An 18512-nucleotide genomic window follows, 5' to 3' on the forward strand; every position below is an offset into this window, starting at 1 on the left:
CATTGCGCGGGGGCGGTGCCCCAACGGGCTCAGGCTGCGGGTTCTCGGTCGGTGCGCCGAGCATTGCGCGGGGGTGGTGCCTCAACGGCTCAGGCCGCGGGCTCCCGGCCGGCCCGCCGAGCATCGCGAACCGGCCGCCCGAGCCCCAGTGCCTTCGAGCTCGGCGGCGGCGTCCAGCCGCACGGCCGGCGGCTCAGGCACAGCGGGGCTGTCCCGGGCAGCAGCTTGACCACCGGCGCGGCCGGAATCGTCCCGTCCGATCCCGGCATCCCCAGCGGCCACGCGATGGCTGCTCGCCGAAGTGCGCGCGGCCGCCGTATTGGTCGACTCCACTCACCCGCGGGACCACACCGGGCCGAGCCCGGTTGACCGGCGCAAGCTCGGCTCCCAGCGTCACTTGATCACCGACGCCACCGGCATCCCGCTCGCCGGCGCCCTCAGGGGCGGCCACCGCAGGCGCCCGCACGGGCGGCCACCGCAGGCGGCGTACAGCCGATCCCTCAGGCGCAGCGGGGCTGTCCCGGGCAGCTGCGCAGCAGCTTGACCACCGGCGCGGCCGGGATCGTCCCGTCCGATCCCGGCATCCCCAGCGGCCACGCGATGGCCAGGGCCACCGCCGAAGAGTTGTTCTGGTAGTTCGTCTCCAGCAGCGTCCGGTCGGCGTTGACCGTGTTCACCAGGTCGTACGTGCCCGTGGGGACGTGGGTGATGTCCAGCCACTGGAAGTCCACCGGGTACTTGTAGTCGTCGCCCGCGCCGACCGAAATGCCCTCGAGCACCTCGAGCGCCGTGGGTTCGTGGTGGCGGCACATGTTGCCGCGCAGCTTTCCGGCGAGGTCGGCGTCGGCACCCGTGTCGCCCGGTACGTTCTTCACCCGGTCGATGTCGTGCACCCGGAAGCGGTCGCCGAGGCAGAAGCCGTTCTTGCGGTCGGTGACCACCGTCTCGCCCTGCCGGGAAACCAGCGCGAAGTGCTCGAAGTTCATCAGGTGCCAGTGCTGGTGGGCGAGGGCCGGCTCGTAGTACGTGAAGGCCCCGGTGGCGCGCTGCGCCGCCTCGTAGCTGCCCGGGATCGAGCCGTCCGTGCCGTTGCGCAGTGCCTGCCGGACCGTCATGGTCTCCTGCTTCGTGCTGTCGCGGCGGCCGTACAGCAGCAGCGGCCCGTCGCCGACGTTCTCCTCCGCGCTGGTGAACCGCAACCGGACGGCTTTCGCCACCGACGGCGCGACGCAGCGGCCGTTGGGGGCGGCCGGGTCGACCACCGGGCACACGTCCCAGGCGGTGCACAGCGGGAGTTCGCCGGAACTGCCGCCGGCGCACCCCGGCACGGCCTGGCGGAGGTCGGGGAGCAGGAGGTTCGGGGCGGCGTCGGCACGGGGGGCGGAGGCGGAAACGGTGGCCGAAAGCGCCACGAGCGCCAGTACCGCGAATTTCTTGAGCAAGAGCGGGCCGTCCTGTCCGGTATTCCGATCGGCCCCATCCTAGGGCGTCCGCAATTCCCCGATGCGACACCGCGTCGTCACACGATCGACTGAGTCGCCCCCGGTTTAGCGGTTCCGGTGAGTAGCGTGCGGCGAACTCACCGCCCGAAAGGACCGCACCGCATGCCGACGACCACCGCAGATTTCCGTGCCGCCACCGGGAGCTCCCCGGCGGTGCGGCCCGCCGGAACCGGCTGGATCACGCTGGTCTGCGGCACGCGGCCGGAACTGATCAAGCTCGCCCCGCTGATGCGGGTGTTCGGCGACGAGTGTGCCGTCGTCTACACGGGACAGCACTACGACCGCTCGCTGTACGCGCGCATCCGCGCGGACCTGCCGCCGTCCGACCGGTTCCACGAGCTCGGCGTGGGCGCCGGCCGCCGCGGCGGCCAGCTCGGCCGGACGGTCAGCGCGGTCGACGAGGTCCTGGCGGAGCGGCCCGGCCGGGTGGTGGTCGTCCAGGGCGACACGACGTCCGCGCTCGCCGGCGCGCTGGCGGCCAACGCGCACGACCTGCCGCTGGTGCACGTCGAAGCCGGGCTGCGCAGCCACGACCGCGCGATGCCCGAGGAGCACAACCGCGTGCTGATCGACCACCTCGCCGACCTGTGCTGCGCGCCGACCGAGCTCAACCGCGCCCACCTCCTGGCGGAAAACGTGCCCGTTGAACGGATCGCCGTCACCGGCAACACCGTCGTCGAAGCACTGCAGGCCGCGCTCCCGTCCGCCGAAGACCGGCGAGCGGTGCTGGCCGCCCGCGGCCTGGAGCGGGACCGGTTCGTGCTGGCCACGATCCACCGCCCGGAGAACGTCGACGACGCCGGCCGGCTCGCGGTGATCCTGCGCGAACTGGGCCGCCTGCCGCTGCCGGTGGTGTTCCCGCTGCACCCCCGCACGGCCAAGAGCGTCGAGGAAGCCGGCCTGCAGCACCTGCTCGAGCCGCTGGTCGAGCTGGAACCCCAGGCCTACCCGGCGTTCCTGGCGCTCGCCGCCGAGGCGGCGGTGATCGTCTCGGATTCCGGTGGCATCCAAGAGGAAGCGAGTGTCCTCAAGCGACCGGTGGTCGTCGTCCGGCGCAGCACCGAGCGCCCCGAGATCGCCGGCACGTTCGGCACGCGGGTGCTGCCGGGACCCGGGATCGGCACGGAGGTGGCGCGGTGGCTCGACGACGTGGCCGGCCACCGCGAGCGCCTCCGCCACCTCCCGTCACCGTACGGCGACGGGTCCGCCTCCGCCCGGATCGTGACGGCGCTCGGCGCCCTCCTCGATCAGCGCGCCGGTTCGGTGACCGCGGGCTGATCCGCCAGCAGGGCGACGACGTCGTTCGCCAAGGCGACGCTCGAGTTCCAGCTCGTCACGTCCGGGTAGACGTGGGCGGTGGTGGCCAGCAGCAGGCCGGTGCCGTCCACGGTCACCGCTGGCCGCGCGGCCAGATATCCCAGCGGGTACACCGGTTCCACGAACGGCGCCTTGAACACCCGCACCTCTTCGATGTCGCCGGCTCCGAGCTCCGGGTACAGCCCGCGCAGCTGCGCCGACCAGCGGGCCGCGATCGCGGTGTCGTCGTCGAGGTACAGCTGCGAGTCGCGGTCGGTGTAGTGCATGACGTACACGAGGTGGCGGCCGTCGCGCGGGCCGGCGAGCGCGGACATCGCGACGACCCCGTCGAACTCCGTGCCCGAGTGCAGCACCGGGGTCCAGTAGTGCTCGGTGACCGGCTGCCGGAGGAAGAACACGCCGGTGACCACGCCCTGGTAGGGCAGGTCGGTCGCCGGCAGCCGGGCGGCGAGCGCGTCGTCGGCGATGCGCCGCAGCAGGGGCAGCGGCACGGTGGAGATCACCTGGTCGGCGTCGAGGACCTCGCCGCCGGTCAGGGTGAGGACCGAGCGGCCGCCGGTGCTGTGCAGCCGGCGGACCGGGGTGGCCGTCCGCACCACCCCGCCGGCCCGCTCGATCGACGTCCGCAGCCCGTCGATGATCGTCTTGTAGCCGCCGTCCGGGTAGCCGCGGGTGGCGACGTTGCGCTCGCGGCCGAGCCGCTGCCACAGGTACAGCGCCGGGACGTCCCCGAAGGACGGCCCGAACTTCGAGCCGAACATCGGCGCGAAGAGCCGCTCCCAGACGACGTCGCCGTAGAGCCCGCGCAGCCAGTCCTCGGTGCGCAGCGTGTCGAGGTCGCGGCCCCGCCCCAACCGGCGCAGCAGCAGCGAAACCACGCCGAAGCGCACGCGGTCGGGCAGCCGCAGCGGGGAGAAGCGGAGCAGGTCGAGCGGGGAGTTGAACGGGTGGCGGCGGCCCTCGACGACCATGCCCATCGTCGTTTCGCGCCACCGCACCGCGTCCCGGAGCCCGAGTTCGCCCAGCAGCGCCAACAGGCTCGCGTCGGACGGCATGATGCAGTGGTAGAAGCGCTCGACCCACTCGTCGCCGTGGGCGAAGAAGGTGCCGAGGCCGCCGAGCTGGTCGCTGCTTTCCAGCAGTGTCACGCGGGTGCCGCGGCGGACGAGGCGGTGGGCGGCGGCGAGGCCGCAGATGCCGCCGCCGATCACGGCGACGTGCGCGGAGTCGGGATGGGTCACCGGGTCACAGCTTCCGGTAGGGCGCCGGGCTCAGCCGGTCGCGCGCGAGCAGTTTCAGGTATTGCACGACGGTCCGCCGCAGCTTCAGCTTGCTGGGTCCCTGCTTGCGGTCGTACCGCAGGGCCAGCGGGACCTCGGTGATCACCGGGCGGCAGTGGCGCAGCTTGAGCAGCAGCTCCACCATGCAGGCGAACCCCTGCTCTTCGATGAGCCGCTCGCCCCAGTGGGCGGAGGCGCGGGCCAGCAGCGACGCCCGGTAGGCGCGGTAGCCGCTGGTGAAGTCCCGGACGCCGTCGACGTCGAGGGTGCGGTGGAACAGCTGCGCCGCGCCGCGGGACAGCAGCCGCCGCCCGAAGGGGGCGGTCCGGTCGTCGCCGCCGGGGACGAACCGGGAGCAGATGGCGACGTCCGCGCCCGCGGTGATCTCCGCCTGCAGCGCGCGGATCAGCTCCGGGTCGTGCGTGTCGTCGGCGTCCATCACGACGACGACGTCGTCGGGGCCGGCTTCCTCCAGCGCCGCCCGCAGCCCCGACTGCACCGCGCGGCCGAGCCCGAGGTTCACCACGTGCCGCACGACGCGGACGTCGAGCCCGCCGTAGCCCGCTTCGGCCACGGCGACCGTGGCGTCGGCGGAACCGTCGTCGACGACCCAGACGGTGACCTGCTCGGTGCGGGCCACGTCGGCGAGCCGGCGCAGCAGCGGCGGCAGGGACGCTTCTTCGTTGAACGCGGGCAGCACGACGTGCGCCCGTCCGCCGGTCCGTCCCCCGGCGGGGTCCGGACCGGTGCGGTCCGGTTCGGACAGTGTGGCCAGGGTGGTTTCTTCGAGCGCCACGGTTCCCCTCGTCTGGTTGTCCTCGTTTTTGGGCCGTCACCCGTCCGGACTCGGGTTTGGTGCGGCCGTCCAGTCCTATTCGGCTATGTTGTGTGGTTTCTTTAGTGGCCCCGGAAGTCCCCCGGAAGGATGCGCGTCATCGGAACTACTTGGTGTTTCCTGAAATCACCGGATCGGGTTCGCTGGACGCCCCGATCGAGTGCATTTCTGGGCTTTCAAGGAAAAAATCACCCGATCGTGCCGGTGTTGCCTCGAATGGCTGAGTCGTGAAGAAAGCGAGAATGGAATCCTCATGTCAAGTAGAGGTCGAGACCGGTGACTGAACTCAGGGACACGGTCGTCACCGAAGCGGTGCCGGCGCAGCGGCGGATCCGGCCGGGCGACCGGCCGCGCGACGCCGTCCGCGCCCGCCCGCTGCTCGCCCGGATCAACGCCGTGGCCGTGCTGCTCGTCGCCGTCGACGGCGCCGCCTGGCTGGCCGCGGTGCTGCGGACCGGGCCCGGCCCGGCGTGCGCGGCGGTGACCGCGGCGGCCCTCGCGGGCGCCCGGGTGGCCGGTCGCGTCCACCGCCGCCGCCTCTGGCTCTCCTGGCTGCAGGACCTGCCGCGCTCGGTCACCGCCACCGCGCTGGCGTTCGCGCTCGTCACCGGCTTCGGCCTGGTGGCCGGGATGGACGGCGACGCCACGGCGCGGATGCAGGAACTGGTCCTCTGCTTCGCCGTGCTCAGCGAGGCGGTCCGGCCGGCGGTCTTCGCGTTCGGCCGCTGGGGCCGGCGCCGGCTGCGGCGCTGCGACCGGGCCGTCGTGGTCGGGTCCGGCCGGATCGGCGGCGAACTGGTCCGCACCATGCTGGAGCACCCCGAGTTCGGGCTGCTGCCGGTCGGCGTCGCGGCGTCCGGCCCGGAGGCGGTGCCGCCCGGGCTGCCGGTCGAGCGGATCGACGGCGACCTCGCCGGGGCCATCGCCCGGCTGCGCGCGGGCACGGTGGTCCTCGCTCCCGCCGACGACCGCGAAAGCGCGATCGTCGACGCCGCCATCACCGCGCACCGCCTCGGGTGCGTCACCCTGGTGCTGCCGCACCTGTTCGAGCTCTGCCCGGACGGCCCGGGCGTCGACCGGCTCCGCAGCTACCCGCTGGTGTGGCTGGGCGGCGCGCCGACCCGGCGGCCGAGCTGGTGGGTCAAGCGCGCCGTCGAGACGACGCTGGCCGCGGCCGCGCTCGTCGTCCTCGCGCCGGTCATCGCGGTCTGCGCGCTCGCGGTCGCGGTGGAGAGCGGGTTCCCGGTCTTCTTCCGGCAGGTGCGCGTCGGGATGGACGGCGGCACGTTCGTGCTCTACAAGCTGCGCAGCGTGCGGCAGGCCGCCGTCGACGATTCGCAGACCCGCTGGTCGGTCGTGGGCGACCACCGGGTCGGCCCGGTCGGGCGCTTCCTGCGCCGGTCCTCTTTGGACGAACTGCCGCAGCTGTGGAACGTCGTGCGCGGGGACATGTCGCTGGTCGGCCCGCGGCCGGAGCGGCCGGTGTTCGTGCACGAGTTCTCCGCCGTCCACGACCTGTACTGGGCCCGGCACCGGGTGCCGACCGGCCTGACCGGCCTGGCGCAGGTGCACGGCCTGCGCGGCGACACCTCGATCGCGGACCGGGCGCGCTACGACAACTACTACATCGCGAACTGGTCGTTGTGGCTCGACGTCAAGATCATCATCCTCACGGTGGGAGAACTGCTGTGCCGAAGGCAACGCTGATGCGCCACCACCCGGTGGCGAGCTGGACGGCCGCGTTCGTGCTGCTGGCCGGCTGCCTGGCCGGCTGCGTCGCCAGTTCGGCGCAGGAGATCGCGGCCCCGCCGCCGAAGCCGCTCGCGCCCTGCGCGTGGTGGTACGGGATCGGCCGGCCGCCGACGGCACAGGAGATCGAGCTGGCGGCCAAGCGCTACCAGGTCGTCGTGCTCAACGCCGACCAGGGTGCGGCCATGCGCCGCCTGCACCAGCTCAACTCGCGGGTGAAGGTGCTGGTGTACAAGGACCTGTCGAGCACGCGCAACTACCCGGGCGCGGTCGACGGCGGCCAGGACGCGGTCTTCCTGCCGAGCGGGATCGGCTACGTCGCCGCCCAGGAGCACCACCCGGACTGGTTCGCCCAGGACGTCAACGGGCGGCGGATCGAGTGGCAGGGCTACCCGCGGCACTGGCAGATGACGGTGTGGAACCCGGACTACCAGCAGGCCTGGACCGATGCCGTCGTGGCGGAGGTCAAGCGCGAGGGCTGGGACGGGGTGCTCGCGGACAACGACTTCAACTCCCTGAGTCACTATTCGTCCGCGGTGCTCGCGGGCACGGCGAACGTCGCGGAGACCGACCGCAAGCTCCGCGACGGCCTGGACGCGTTCCTGGCCAAGGCCGGCGACGCCCTCACGAACGCGCAAAAGCTCTTGGTGCCCAACGTGTCCGAGACGCACCTGGTGCCGGGCCGCTGGACCGCGCACTCCCGCTTCGGCGGCGCGATGGAGGAGAACTTCGGCTTCCGCGAGGACGGCGGCACCGGGGGCCTGCTGACCTTCCGCGGCAACGAGTTCCAGGAGCTGCGCGCGCAGGCCGCCCTCGGCGAGTCCCTGCTGCTGCTGGTCACGCGGACGCACAACGCGCGCGAGGAGCGTTCCGGCTACGCGAGCGCGGCCCTGCTCGCCGGCCCCCGCACCTGCTGGACCCGCGCGACCACCGACGACTACCGCGACCCGGAGTGGTCGGCGTTGCAGGATTCCGGCCTGGGCGAGGCGATCGACGCGGCGAGCCGGCTGGCCAACGGCGTCTGGACCCGGACGTTCACCCACGGCTGGGTCGCGGTCAACACGACGGCGTCCACCCAGACCGTGGTGCCCCCGGACGGCCTGGTCGCCCCCGGCGCCCCCGCACCCACCGCAACCCCCACCCCGACCCGGACCACACCCCCCACCCGGACCTCGGCACCCACCTCGACCCCGGCGTCACCGACGTCGACCCCGGCTCCGCCCCCGCTCACCCTGCAAGCCGCGGACGCGGTCGTCCTGGTCGACCCGCAGCAACTCGTGAAGCGGGGAACCTGGCGGATCACCCGCGACGAGCTCCGGATCGGCCGCCTCTGGGCCCACTAGCCCGTGTCGCCCTCCCAATCACATGTGATGCCTCCCCAATCACGTGAGATGCCCTCCCAATCACGCGAGTTCCGCTTCCGTCACGCGAGTTCCGCCCTGGAGCACGCGAAGCCCGGTGATCGGAGGGGCATCACACGTGACTGGAGGGGCATCTCGCGTGATTGAAGGGGCATCACGCGTGATTGGCGGGACGACACGACCTGGTCAGCTGGTCGTACAGGTCCAGGTGACGGCGGGCGCAGGCCTCCGGGCGGTAGCGGGCGTGGGCGCGTTCGGCGAGGAGGCGGCCCAGGAGGGCCGGGTCGGGCTCGGCGAACAGGGCCCGTAGGCGGTCGGCGAGGGCCGGGACGTCGCCCGGTGGGGCCAGGAACGCGGGGGCGTCCGGGACGTCGAGCATGGCGGGGACGCCGCCGGTGGCCGTGGCCAGGACCGGCTTGCCCGCGGCCATCGCTTCGGCCACCACCAGCGGCTGCTGCTCCATGGTGGACGGCAGGACCAGCGCGTCGGCCCCGGCGAGCAGGGCGGGGACGTCCGGGCGGAAGCCGAGGAACGTCACGCGCCCCGCCAGCGGCGGCTGCCGCGCGGCTCGTTCCGCGGCCGCGCGTTCCGGGCCGTCGCCGACCACCGTCAGCCGCGCGTCCGGAGGCAGCACGCCCGGCAGCGACAACGCCGCCAGCAGGTCGAGCACTCCCTTGCGCTCCACCAGAAGCCCGGCGAAGACGAGGTGCCGCACCGGCCCGCGCGGCGGAGACGGCTCGGCCGGGGAGACGCAGTTGTCGACGTGCACCAGCCGCCCGGTGGGCACCCGCAGGCGACGGCGCAGGAAGGCTCCCATCGCCTCGGCCGGCACGATCGTCCGGTCCAGGACGCGGGCGACGACGGCGTCCCCGGCCAGCACCGTCCGCGTGTACGCCGACGGCCCGGCCGCCCCGCGCTCGCCCCGGAACCACGGCTCCGCGACGTCGTCGGGCACGCCGTGGTAGGTCTGGACCAGCGCCGGCCGGGTGCCGCGGGCGAACCGCAGCCCCGCGATCACCAGCCCCGCGCGCCGGTCCTGTGCGTGCACGACGTCGGGCCGCCACGCCCGCAGCGCCGCCCGCGCCCGGCCCGCCGCCGCGAGGTCTTCCTTGTCGGTCACCGCCAGTTCCTCGTGGTGACCGTCGAGCAGCGAGGCTCCCCGCGCCGGCACGGGACCGAAGACGCGGACGTCGTGGCCGTCGGCGGCCAGCGTCGCGGCGAGCCGGACGGTGACGTCCACCGGACCGCCGCGGTCCTGGGTGAGCAGATAGGCGATGCGGGTCACGAGAGGCGCTCCGACGGAGTGAGTTTGTCGACGAGGGCGGCGATCTGGTCGGTCATCCGCCCCCGGTCGAAGGACAGTTCCGCGCGGCGGCGGCCGCGTTCGCCTTCGCGCCGGGCCAGCCCGGGGTCGGCCAGGCGCGCGGCCACGGCGTCGGCGAGCCGTTCGACGTCGCCGGGCGGCAGCACCGCGCCGGCGTCCGCGACGCTCTGGCGCATCCCGCCGACGTCGAACGCGACGACCGGCCGCGCGCACGCCATCGCCTCCAGCGGCACCAGCGCCATGCCCTCGGCGCGCGAGGGGAGGACGACGACGTCCGCGGCGGTGTACCAGGCCGCCGGCTCGTCGGTGTGCCCCGGCCAGCGCACGGACGCGTGTCCCGCCACCGGGTGCCGCTCGCGCCACACCGGGCCCATCGGCCCGTCGCCGGCGAAGACGAGCTGCGCGTCCGGGAGCCGCCGCAGCACCGCGGGCCACGCCGACAGCAGCTGGTCCTGGCCCTTGAGCTCGGCGAGCCGGCCGAGGCAGACGGCGATCGGCGCGTGTTCGGGCAGCCCGAGCCGCCGTCGCGCCGCGGTCCGGTCGCCCGGGACGAACCGGGTGGTGTCGACGCCGTTGCAGACGACTTCCGCTTCGGCGGTCACCCCGGCGGCCCGGCCGGCGGCCAGTTCGTCGTCGCTGACGCACACGACGAGGTCGGTCCACCGCGACGCGAGGCGTTCCCACGCGGCGGACGCGCGGCGCAGGGGGCCGCCGGCCGTCTCGAAGGACCACAGGTGCGGCTGGAACACCGTGGGACGGCCGCCGCGCACGGCCAGCCGGCCGGCCAGGCCGGCCTTGGAGCTGTGGAGGTGGACGACGTCGGGGTCGAGGTCGGTCAGGAGCCGCCGCAGCCGCAGCGCCTCGGCGACCGAGCCGGGGCCCGGCGCGCGGCGCGCGGCCCAGCCACGGACTTCGAGGCCGAGTTCCCGGGCGCGGCCGGCGAGCCAGCCGGACGGCGGGCAGACGATCGTGACGGACCAGCCGCGGTCCCGTTGCGCCACGGCGAGTTCCAGGACGACCACGGCGACCCCCGCGGTCACCGGCTGGGAAACGTGCGCGAGCTTCACCGCAGACCGCCCCGGCGCAGTTCGGCGAGCGCACGCCGCTGCAGCAGCACGGTCGCCCCGGCGTACCCGGCGACGAGGACCGCGGCTTCGGCCACCACGCCCGGCAGCGAGTCCCCGAACCACCGGCCCAGGACCACCGCCGGCACCGCGCCCGCCGCGCAAGCGAGCGCGACGCGCGCGAACATCCCGCCCAGCTCCGCCACCGAAGGCGCCACGCCGAGTCCCGCCAGCACCCGCCACGCCGCCGGCACCACCAGCCACGCCGCCCCGCACTGCACCAGCGCGACCGCCCCGATGCCGGCGTGGGTCAGCACCGCCAGGCCCACCGCGAGCAGCGCCAGGTGCGTCGTTTCCAGGGCCAGGTAACGCCGGACGTGCCCGGTCGCCTTCACCGCCTGGTACCAGATCTGCAGCAGGCAGATCCCCACGCCGTAGCCGGACAGGAGCACCAGCGGGCCGGCCGCGCCCGCCCACCGCTCGCCCAGCAGCACGACGTGGCCGGCGAGGACCGCGAGCGCCAGGTACAACCCGCCCGTCACCACGAGCGCCGCGCGGGTGAACCGGGTGACCGCCCCGCCGAGCGGCGTCCCCTCGCGCCGCAACCGCGTGAACACCGGGAACGCGACCGCGCCGAGGACGACCGCCACCATGATGTACGGCACCCAGGCGAGCCGGTACGCCAGCGAGTAGACGCCGACCGCGTCCGGCCCGAGCCCGTGCCCGACCGCGAAGTAGTCGAGGTTGACCAGCAGCGCGCCGACGACCGCCGCCGGCCCCACCACGGCCACCCAGCGCAGCACTTCGCGCGCCGCCGCGGGATCCCAGCACGGCCGGACCCCGCCGCGGGCCAGGGCGCCGAGCAGGGGTTGCGTCACCGCCGTGACCAGCAGGCCGAGCACCAACGACACCGGACCGGCGCCACACGCGGCGAGCACGACGGTCAGCACCGCGCCCAGCACCGCGCTGCCGCCGTCGGGCAGCAGCCTTCGCCGGAAGTCGAGCTCCCGGTGCATCAGCCCCATCTGCACCCCGCCCGCCGCCGAGAACGGCAGGCCGAGCGCGGCCAGCCGGACCAGCCCGGCGGCGTCGGGCGTGCCGAGCAACGCCGTGAGCGGGCCGGCCGCGGCCACCAGCGCGACGGCCAGGGCGATCCCGGCGCCGACGCTCAGCGTCAGGACCGTGCCAGCCGTCCGGCGCGGATCGCGTTCGGTGCGGCCGATGACGTCGTAGACCCCGATCGACTGGACGACCTGGCCGAGGTTCACCAGCGCCACCGCGAGCGCCACGGCGCCGAGCTGGCCCTCGCTGAGCAGGGCGGCCAGCACCAGCGTGACCAGCATCTGGCTGCTCTTGCTGACGAGGTTGACCACGCCCAGCCACAGCGAGCCGCGGACCGCGCGGGTCCCGAGCGCGGCCGTCACGCCGGACGCACCCGGCGTGCGGCGGCCACGGCGAGGCCCCACGCGACGACCACCGCGACCCCGTCCACGGTGACCGCGGCCCGCGACCCGAGCACCGAGCCCACCAGAGTGTCCACTGTGTACAAGTGGGCGAAGGGGACGGCGAGCGCGAGGACGGCCAGGCCCGCCGCACCCCAGCCCGGCTCGCCCCGGTGACGCCACCACAGCGCGGCCACCGCGGCCATCGCGGGGACGGCGATCAGCACGTCACCGGGCTGGTGCACCACACAGACCACCACGGCGAGGAGGGTCAGCAGATCGGCGATCGGCGCCTTCGCGGTCCGGACGAGCAGGGCGCTCGTCACCAGCACACCGGCCAGCACCACCAGCTCGACGCCGGAGGGGACCCACCCGGTGACCCGGAACAGCACCGCGGCGACGTCGATGCGTTGCGCGGTCACGGAATCGACGGCACCGTAGTCGGTACCGCGGGCGTGGGTGAGGTTCGCGACGACGACGTCGAGGAACGGCCCGACGCCGCCGCCCCGCACCACGAGGAGCACGACGACCGGCAGGCTGGCGGCCGCGGCGATGGCCGTGCCGAGCAGGGCGACCCGCCGCGAGCCGCGGGCGAACAGCAGGACGGCCAGCGGGAAGCCGTACTGGGGCTTGAGCCAGGCGAGCGCGAGAGCGGCGGCCGCCCACCCGGGCCGGTCGTGCCGGGCGAGCAGGGCACCGGCCGCGCCGAGGGCGACCAGCGGGTTGATCTGCCCGACGTAGAGCTGCGCCTTCCCGACCTGGCTGGTGACCAGCAGCGCGGCGACGACAGCGGTGGTGACGCTGAACGGCACCGGAACGTACCGCCGGACGGCATGCGCGGCCAACGCGGCGAGCGCGATGAGCAGCAGCAGCGAGAAGAGGGTGAACGCGACGGCGCCGGCGCGGTAGCCGGGCAGCGCGAACGGCGCGTGCAGGAGGAGGTGGTAGGGCTGGTAGAGGTTGAAGTCCTGCCGCACCGGCCAGCGCCCGACCATCACGGCGGGGTCGTAGGGGTTGCCGCCGCCGAGGAATTCGCGGATGGGGAAGTAGAGGGCATCGCGGAAGTCCTGCAACCGTTCCTCGCCGAGGACGGCGGGGGTGGGGAGCGGGACCTGCCACGAAGGGGAGATGGCGTGCCAGGTGCTCACGGCTCCGGCGAGGGTCGCGAAGAGGAGCACGAGACGCTGCTTCGGGGACAGGCCTGGGCCGCGGGTGCGGGCCGGTCGCCGGTCGGGATTGGCGGCGGTGCTTCGCGGCGAGGCATCGCCGCGGCTGAGTCGCCGGTGGCGGCCGGTGGCGGCCGGGGCAGCGGCGGTGTCTTGCTCCGAGGTCATGCCTGCACCTCCGTCGCCGAGTTGGCGGGGCGTGGTCCGGCGGGCGTGGATACCGTGCCGGGAAGTGTGGGTTGCGAGGTCATGCCTGCACCTCCGTCGCCAAGTTGGCGGGGCGTGGTCCGGCGGGCGTGGACACCGTGCCGGGAACCGTGTGTCGCCGGGCGCTCATGCCTGCACCACCGCCACCAGCACCGCGTCCGCCGGCAGCACAGCCACCGTCGCGGTCAGGTCCTCCTGGTCGCGCCCCGCCGCCGTCACGGCCACCACCGAGGCGCCTTCTCCGTGCTCCTCCGGCAATCCCGCCGCCAGCTTGGCCGCCGTCTCGGTCAGCTCCGGGGTCACCGGCAGCACCCGGACCGGCCGCCCGGCCGCGCGGCAGAGCACCGCCAGCCGGTCCGCCGCCGACGGGTCGTCCTCGCGCAGGACCGTCACCGGGCGGTGCACTCCCGCCGCCGCCAGGGCCCGGCGCACCGGGCCCGGGCCGGCGCCGAGCGGGGTCAACCGGCGCAGGGCCGCCGTCGCCAGCCCGGCCGCGACCGCGCCGACCAGGGCCAGCCCGCTCACCAGCGGCACGTCCGGTGCCACCGTGAGCACCTCCGGCCGCGCGTCCAGCGTCCGCAGCTTCCCGGCCGGCGCGAGGAGATCCGCGTCGATCATCGCCTTGCCCAGCGCCATCGCCGTCGCGCCCGCCTGCTCCGGCGAGGCCGCGCGCACCGACAGCCGCGCCAGGCCCGAAGCCGGGACCAGCTCGACCGACACGTGCCCGGCGAGCTCGTCGGGGCCGTACCCGGACACCGGCGCCGCCGCCGCCAGCACCGACGGGCTGCGGGCCAGCTCGACCAGCGCCGGCAACGCCAGCGACACGACCTCGCCGTAGGGAGCACCGTCCGCCGCGGCGGGGCCGGCGAGCAGGCTCACCCGGCCCTGGTACTCCGCGCCGCGCGTCAGGCCGACGATCAGCACGAGCGCCCCCACCAGCAGCGCCACGGCGACGCTCGAGACAACACTGCGGTACTTCATCGGGCACCTCGGAGCAACTCGTCGTAGGACTTCATGAGCGGGTGCGGGTCGTAGTCGCGTTCGACGGCCCGGATTCCTTCCAGCGCCGTGGTTTCCCGCGCCGCCTGGTCGAACAGCAGCGTGGTCAGCGCCGCGGCCGTCGCGGCCGGATCCGCCGGCGGCACCACGATCCCGCCGCCGCCGGCCAGCACCCCGGCGATCCCGCCGACGTCCGTCGCGACCACCGGGCGGCCCGCCGCCATCGACTCCAGCACCGCCAGCGGCAGGCCTTCCCAGTCGCTGGTCAGCACCGTGACGTCGGTCGCGGCGAGCAGGTCCGGCACGTCCGCGCGGGTGCCGAGGAACTCGACCCGGCGGCCCAGCTCCTGCGCGCGACGCTCCAGCTCCGGACGCAGGCTGCCGTCGCCGGCCAGCCACAGCACGGCGTCGCCGCCGACCGCGGCCCAGGCGTCCAGCAGCACGTCGTGGCGTTTCTGCGGTTCCAGCCGGGCCAGGCAGAGCGCGACCGGCGTCCGCTCCGGGACACCGAGGGACGCGCGGATCTCCGCGCGGCCGAACACCGGCGGCCTCGGGAACACCGCGTTGCGGATCACCACCGGACGCTCCAGCCCCGACGCCGCCAGCCGGTCCGCGGTCGCGGCGGAGACCGCGACGACCCGGCCGGACGTGCGGCGCAGGATCCGCGCCGCCGCCGCGTGATCCGGCTCGGCGACGCCGTGGAAGACGGTGACCGGCCGCCGCCGCCCGGGGGCGAGCGCGAGGCGGGCCACCAGGCTCGCGCCGACGTTGTGGGCCAGCACGACGTCGGGCCGGAACCGCGCGATCGCGCGGCGGGTGGCCCAGGCCGCCTTCAGCACCCCCGCCTTGCTGCGGCGGGCGAGCGGCACGGGGAACGTCGGCGTGCCGGCCGCGGCCAGCGCGTCGGCGCGGAAACCCCCGCCGCTGGCGACGGCGGACACCCAGCCGTACTCCTCGCCGCGGGTCACCATGCCGGCCACGAGCGTCTCCGCCCCGCCGGCCCCCATCTCACTGATCACGTGCAGCACCCGCATCGGCGCTTCCCTTTCCTTCTCGAACCCGGGTTTCGGCCGCGACGGCGAGCGCGGCCAGCGACCACAGCGGCAGGTAGTACTGCTCGGACAGGAACGTCGAAGTCACCAGGACGGCCAGCAGCGACGCCTGGATCGCGACCGCCTCCGTCCGCCGCGTGCCGGGGCCGGCCCGCCGGACCGTCCGCTCGCTCGCCACCGCCGCGGTGGCGACCACCCCGGCGAACAGCGCGAACCCGGGCAGGCCGAGTTCGGCGGCGACCTCGAGGTACATGTCGTGCGCCACCGGGGTCTGCTCGTCGACCTCGGCGTTGTGCGACTCGGCGGCGTAGTGCTCGCGGAACCCGCCGGGGCCGACGCCGAGCACCGGCTGGGCGGTCAGCATCCGGGCCGCCGCCTGCCAGCGCAGTTCCCGGGTGTCCACATTGGACGCGGCGATGAAGCTCTTTTCCTGCAGGGCCCGGTCCAGCTGCGGCCCGGCGAACGCCCACGCGCCCAGCCCCAGCCCGGCGACCGCCACGGCCGCGGCGGCGAGCAACCGCCACGGCAGCACCCCCCGCAGCAGCAGCCAGCCCACCGCGGCGGTCAGGCCGAGCGCGCCGCCGCGGGAGAACGTCGCCGTCGCGCCGGCCACCAGGACGATGCCCGCGGCCGTCAGGACGGCGCCCCGGCCCCGGCGGTGCAGCGCCGCGAGCAGGGGCACCGCCGCGACGAGGAAGTAGGCGAGGTCGTTCGGATCCGGCTGCGGCCCGCTCGCGCGCGCTTCGCCCTCGGCGACCAGGCTGTAGAGGGCACCCGCGCCGGCCGCGGTCGCGCCCGCGGCCGCCGCGAGCAGCAGCCACCGGATCGGCACCTCCCGGCTCGCGACGTCCGCGAGCACCGCGGTGACCACCAGGAACGGCAGCCAGCGCACGGTGTACTCCGCGGTGAACGGGCCCGCCGCGTGCGCGGACGCGGTCACCGCCAGCACGACGGCGAGAAGCGCGAGAACGGCGTGCAGCGGAGCCGGCCGGGGCGGCTGCCGGCGGCGGATCCGCACGGCGAGCCAGACCACGGTCAGCAAGGCGGGCGCGACCTTGCCGAGCTGGCTCTGCACGGCCGTCAGGTAGCCCTCGACCGGCGCCAAGCCGACGGTCGCGCACGCGAGAACCCGAAGCAGGGTCGTCTCGAGGTTTTCGCGCCGGGCCGGCCGGACGACCGGGTGAGCGATCACCTTCCGGCGTCCAACCGGGTCACCGGCCGGGTGCGCCGCACGGCCGTCCGGCTGACGTACTCCCCGGTGCCGACGACGTCGAAGTGCTCCCGCAGCGCGGAAAGCACCCAGCCGAGCCAAGCCACCTTCCGCGCACCCGGTGCCGCCATCCCGGGGAAGAACTCCATGCCGGGAGCGTCGGCGGCGCCGAGGACGTCGGTCGGGTGCAGCAGCAGCGAAGGCGACACCCCGCGGACGAGGCAGAGCCGCAACGCCGTCCGGAAGTAGGCCCGGGCCAGCCGCGGCGAGATCGCGTGCAGCTGCAGGAGGTACGAACCGTGGATCGGCGTGCGCAGCAGCGGCATCGTCGTCACCGGGAGCTCGACCAGCGTGCTGCCCGCGCACGTCTGCCAGCGGTAGGCGTGCACCGGCGCCAGTACCCGGGAGACCCCGCCGAACAGCTCGCCGAGCCCTTCTTCCGCGGCTTTCGCCGTGCGGTTGTGGTACGCGCGGGCCAGCGGGCCGATCCACGTCGGCAGCGTGCTGGCGTCGTAGGCGTAGCCGCGTTCGGCGAGCAGCTCGACCAAGTCGCGCGTGACGCTGTAGCCGGGGCCGCGGAACCCGCTGGGCCGGGGCGCGCCCGCGGCGGTGATCGCGGCTTCGGTCCGGCTCAGCTCGTCCTCGAGCCGCTCGCGGGAGTAGCGGTGCAGCCAGGGTTCGTGACCGAAGGAGTGGTTGGCCACCTCGTGCCCGGCCGCGGCGATCTCGGCGACCGCCTTGGCGCCGTCTTCGCGGACGACGTCGGCGCCCACGACGAAGACCGTTGTCGTCAGGCCCTGTTCGCCGAGGATCTCCAGCAGCCGCGGCACCGCCGACGGCAGGAAACTGGGCCGGTCGCGCCAGCCGGGATCACCGTGGGTCTTGAGGTAGGCCCACAGGTTGTCGAGGTCGACCGAGACGCTCGCGAGCGGCCGCGGGGTCACGCCGCTTCCCCCGCGAGGGCGGGCGCGCCGGCGCGCGACTGCAGGCCGAGCAGCAGGACACCGCACACGACCACGGCGAGGCCGGTGGCGACCCACGCCCCTTGCCCGGCGACGACGTGGTCGCCGAGGACGGCGATGCCGGTGACCGACGCGAGCACGATCGTCGTCGCGTCGGCGGTGGCCACGACCGCCGCCGCCGGCCCGCGCTGCAGGGCGGCCGCCATCGAAGCCTGGCCGAGCACCGCGGCCGCCAGCATCAGCCAGGTCAGCGGATTTCCCGGCAGGGCGAGGAGATCGAGGTGCGCGAGGGTCCGGCTGGCGACCGCCACGACGGCGAACGCGACCCCGGACACGACCGCGGCCGGCAGGAACGTCCCCGCCCGGCCCGCCGGGATCATCGCCAGCCCGGTGCCGAGCACCACGACGGCCAGTGCGGCGACCCCGGCGGGCGGGAGATCGGTCGCGACCGAGGCCGACGACGACCCGGCCAGCACGACCAGCCCGGAGGCCAGCAGCACCAGCGTCATCGCTTCCCCGGCGCGGATCCGCCACCCGAGGACGAGGACCCCGAACGCGGTCGCCAGGCCGATGGCCGACGACGACGCGGCCTGGACCAGGTACAGCGGCAGGGACGCCCGCGCGAAGAACGCGAGCGCGAAACCGCCCAGCTGACCGGCGAAACCCAGCAGGTACAGGCGATCGGCGGCGAGCCGGGCCAGCAGGCCCAGTCCCGCGCCCGGCCGGTTCCCGGCCCGCCGCGCGGCGACGCTCTGCGCGACGATCCCCACCGCGTAGAGCACCGCGGACGCCACGAGCACCGCGTAATCCACCACGAACGACTCCTCACGTCCCGCCCCGTGTACCGGGTGACCCGGCAAAGCGTAGGAACGCGGAAGTGGCTTCACTTTCGAAGGATGGGGTTCGGGAATTCGTCACGCTCCGACACAGATCTGCGCCGGTTCGGCAACCCCAAAGCGTGACGCACCGCAGTGACTCGGTGGACGGAACACGCGGCGTAGCAACGGTTCGTTGATCACCGGCGCCGGCTTCCGGCCGACAT

15 protein-coding genes and 1 pseudogene are annotated in these 18512 nt (G+C 74.6%); 4 read left to right on the forward strand and 12 right to left on the reverse strand.

The window, feature by feature from the left end; genetic code table 11:
• Positions 1–352 precede the first annotated feature (352 nt).
• Positions 353–454, forward strand: a pseudogene (locus AB0F52_RS22845) (IS5/IS1182 family transposase); the annotation flags it as partial.
• Between the two features lie 46 nt (positions 455–500).
• Here the strand turns inward: AB0F52_RS22845 and AB0F52_RS22850 are convergent.
• The gene (locus tag AB0F52_RS22850) at positions 501–1442 is read right to left on the reverse strand and encodes a lysyl oxidase family protein (protein ID WP_360174304.1); all 942 of its coding nucleotides are present in this window, start codon (positions 1440–1442) and stop codon (positions 501–503) included.
• 162 nt (positions 1443–1604) lie between these two features.
• Here AB0F52_RS22850 and wecB point away from each other — a divergent pair, with 162 nt between their 5' ends.
• Positions 1605–2780, forward strand: a complete 1176-nt coding sequence (wecB, locus tag AB0F52_RS22855) for a UDP-N-acetylglucosamine 2-epimerase (non-hydrolyzing) (protein WP_360174307.1) — start codon at positions 1605–1607, stop codon at positions 2778–2780.
• On the opposite strand, the gene AB0F52_RS22860 is transcribed toward wecB, so the two are convergent.
• Complete coding sequence (locus AB0F52_RS22860) at positions 2750–4060, reverse strand: NAD(P)/FAD-dependent oxidoreductase (protein WP_360174310.1); 1311 nt, start codon at positions 4058–4060, stop codon at positions 2750–2752. The genes wecB and AB0F52_RS22860 overlap by 31 nt on opposite strands.
• A gap of 4 nt (positions 4061–4064) precedes the next feature.
• The gene (locus tag AB0F52_RS22865) at positions 4065–4895 is read right to left on the reverse strand and encodes a glycosyltransferase (protein ID WP_360174313.1); all 831 of its coding nucleotides are present in this window, start codon (positions 4893–4895) and stop codon (positions 4065–4067) included.
• A 315-nt stretch (positions 4896–5210) separates the two neighbouring features.
• Here AB0F52_RS22865 and AB0F52_RS22870 point away from each other — a divergent pair, with 315 nt between their 5' ends.
• Together AB0F52_RS22870 and AB0F52_RS22875 are read left to right on the forward strand one after the other, a co-directional pair.
• Positions 5211–6641 carry an exopolysaccharide biosynthesis polyprenyl glycosylphosphotransferase gene (locus tag AB0F52_RS22870; protein ID WP_360174316.1) on the forward strand — a complete coding sequence of 477 codons (1431 nt, stop codon included), beginning with the start codon at positions 5211–5213 and terminating at the stop codon, positions 6639–6641.
• Complete coding sequence (locus AB0F52_RS22875; RefSeq protein ID WP_360174319.1) at positions 6623–8026, forward strand: putative glycoside hydrolase family 15 protein; 1404 nt, start codon at positions 6623–6625, stop codon at positions 8024–8026. The genes AB0F52_RS22870 and AB0F52_RS22875 overlap by 19 nt, the downstream gene beginning before the upstream one ends.
• 172 nt (positions 8027–8198) lie before the next feature.
• Here AB0F52_RS22875 and AB0F52_RS22880 read toward each other — a convergent pair whose 3' ends face one another.
• From AB0F52_RS22880 to AB0F52_RS22920, 9 genes are all read right to left on the reverse strand, one after another.
• Positions 8199–9329: a glycosyltransferase family 4 protein gene (locus AB0F52_RS22880; protein ID WP_360174322.1), complete on the reverse strand. Its 1131-nt coding sequence runs from the start codon at positions 9327–9329 to the stop codon at positions 8199–8201.
• Positions 9326–10435 carry a glycosyltransferase gene (locus tag AB0F52_RS22885; RefSeq protein ID WP_360174325.1) on the reverse strand — a complete coding sequence of 370 codons (1110 nt, stop codon included), beginning with the start codon at positions 10433–10435 and terminating at the stop codon, positions 9326–9328. Before AB0F52_RS22885 ends, AB0F52_RS22880 begins: the two co-directional genes overlap by 4 nt.
• Positions 10432–11898 carry an oligosaccharide flippase family protein gene (locus AB0F52_RS22890; RefSeq protein ID WP_360174328.1) on the reverse strand — a complete coding sequence of 489 codons (1467 nt, stop codon included), beginning with the start codon at positions 11896–11898 and terminating at the stop codon, positions 10432–10434. The genes AB0F52_RS22885 and AB0F52_RS22890 overlap by 4 nt, the downstream gene beginning before the upstream one ends.
• Positions 11853–13208 carry a glycosyltransferase 87 family protein gene (locus AB0F52_RS22895; RefSeq protein ID WP_360174331.1) on the reverse strand — a complete coding sequence of 452 codons (1356 nt, stop codon included), beginning with the start codon at positions 13206–13208 and terminating at the stop codon, positions 11853–11855. The genes AB0F52_RS22890 and AB0F52_RS22895 overlap by 46 nt, the downstream gene beginning before the upstream one ends.
• Positions 13209–13373: 165 nt before the next feature.
• The gene (locus AB0F52_RS22900; protein WP_360174334.1) at positions 13374–14228 is read right to left on the reverse strand and encodes a hypothetical protein; all 855 of its coding nucleotides are present in this window, start codon (positions 14226–14228) and stop codon (positions 13374–13376) included.
• Positions 14225–15280, reverse strand: a complete 1056-nt coding sequence (locus AB0F52_RS22905) for a glycosyltransferase (protein ID WP_360174337.1) — start codon at positions 15278–15280, stop codon at positions 14225–14227. Before AB0F52_RS22905 ends, AB0F52_RS22900 begins: the two co-directional genes overlap by 4 nt.
• Positions 15255–16490, reverse strand: coding sequence for an O-antigen ligase family protein (locus AB0F52_RS22910; RefSeq protein WP_360174340.1), 1236 nt, complete (start codon positions 16488–16490; stop codon positions 15255–15257). Before AB0F52_RS22910 ends, AB0F52_RS22905 begins: the two co-directional genes overlap by 26 nt.
• Entirely contained in the window at positions 16487–17452 is a 966-nt protein-coding gene (locus AB0F52_RS22915) for a polysaccharide deacetylase family protein (protein WP_360174343.1), read from the reverse strand. The genes AB0F52_RS22910 and AB0F52_RS22915 overlap by 4 nt, the downstream gene beginning before the upstream one ends.
• Positions 17449–18285 (reverse strand): hypothetical protein, encoded by an 837-nt coding sequence (locus tag AB0F52_RS22920; RefSeq protein WP_360174346.1) that lies wholly within the window; start codon positions 18283–18285, stop codon positions 17449–17451. The genes AB0F52_RS22915 and AB0F52_RS22920 overlap by 4 nt, the downstream gene beginning before the upstream one ends.
• Between the last annotated feature and the right edge of the window lie 227 nt (positions 18286–18512).

Origin of the sequence: Amycolatopsis sp. NPDC024027 (genome assembly GCF_040638975.1) — a bacterium.
Taxonomy (GTDB): domain Bacteria; phylum Actinomycetota; class Actinomycetes; order Mycobacteriales; family Pseudonocardiaceae; genus Amycolatopsis.

Bases quoted from the DNA above. Each gene is read 5' to 3' on its own strand.
- AB0F52_RS22900 (WP_360174334.1), bottom strand. From the start codon at position 14,228: ATGAAGTACCGCAGTGTTGTCTCGAGCGTCGCCGTGGCGCTGCTGGTG.
- wecB (WP_360174307.1), top strand. From the start codon at position 1,605: ATGCCGACGACCACCGCAGATTTCCGTGCCGCCACCGGGAGCTCCCCG.
- AB0F52_RS22895 (WP_360174331.1), bottom strand. From the start codon at position 13,208: ATGACCTCGGAGCAAGACACCGCCGCTGCCCCGGCCGCCACCGGCCGC.
- AB0F52_RS22905 (WP_360174337.1), bottom strand. From the start codon at position 15,280: ATGCGGGTGCTGCACGTGATCAGTGAGATGGGGGCCGGCGGGGCGGAG.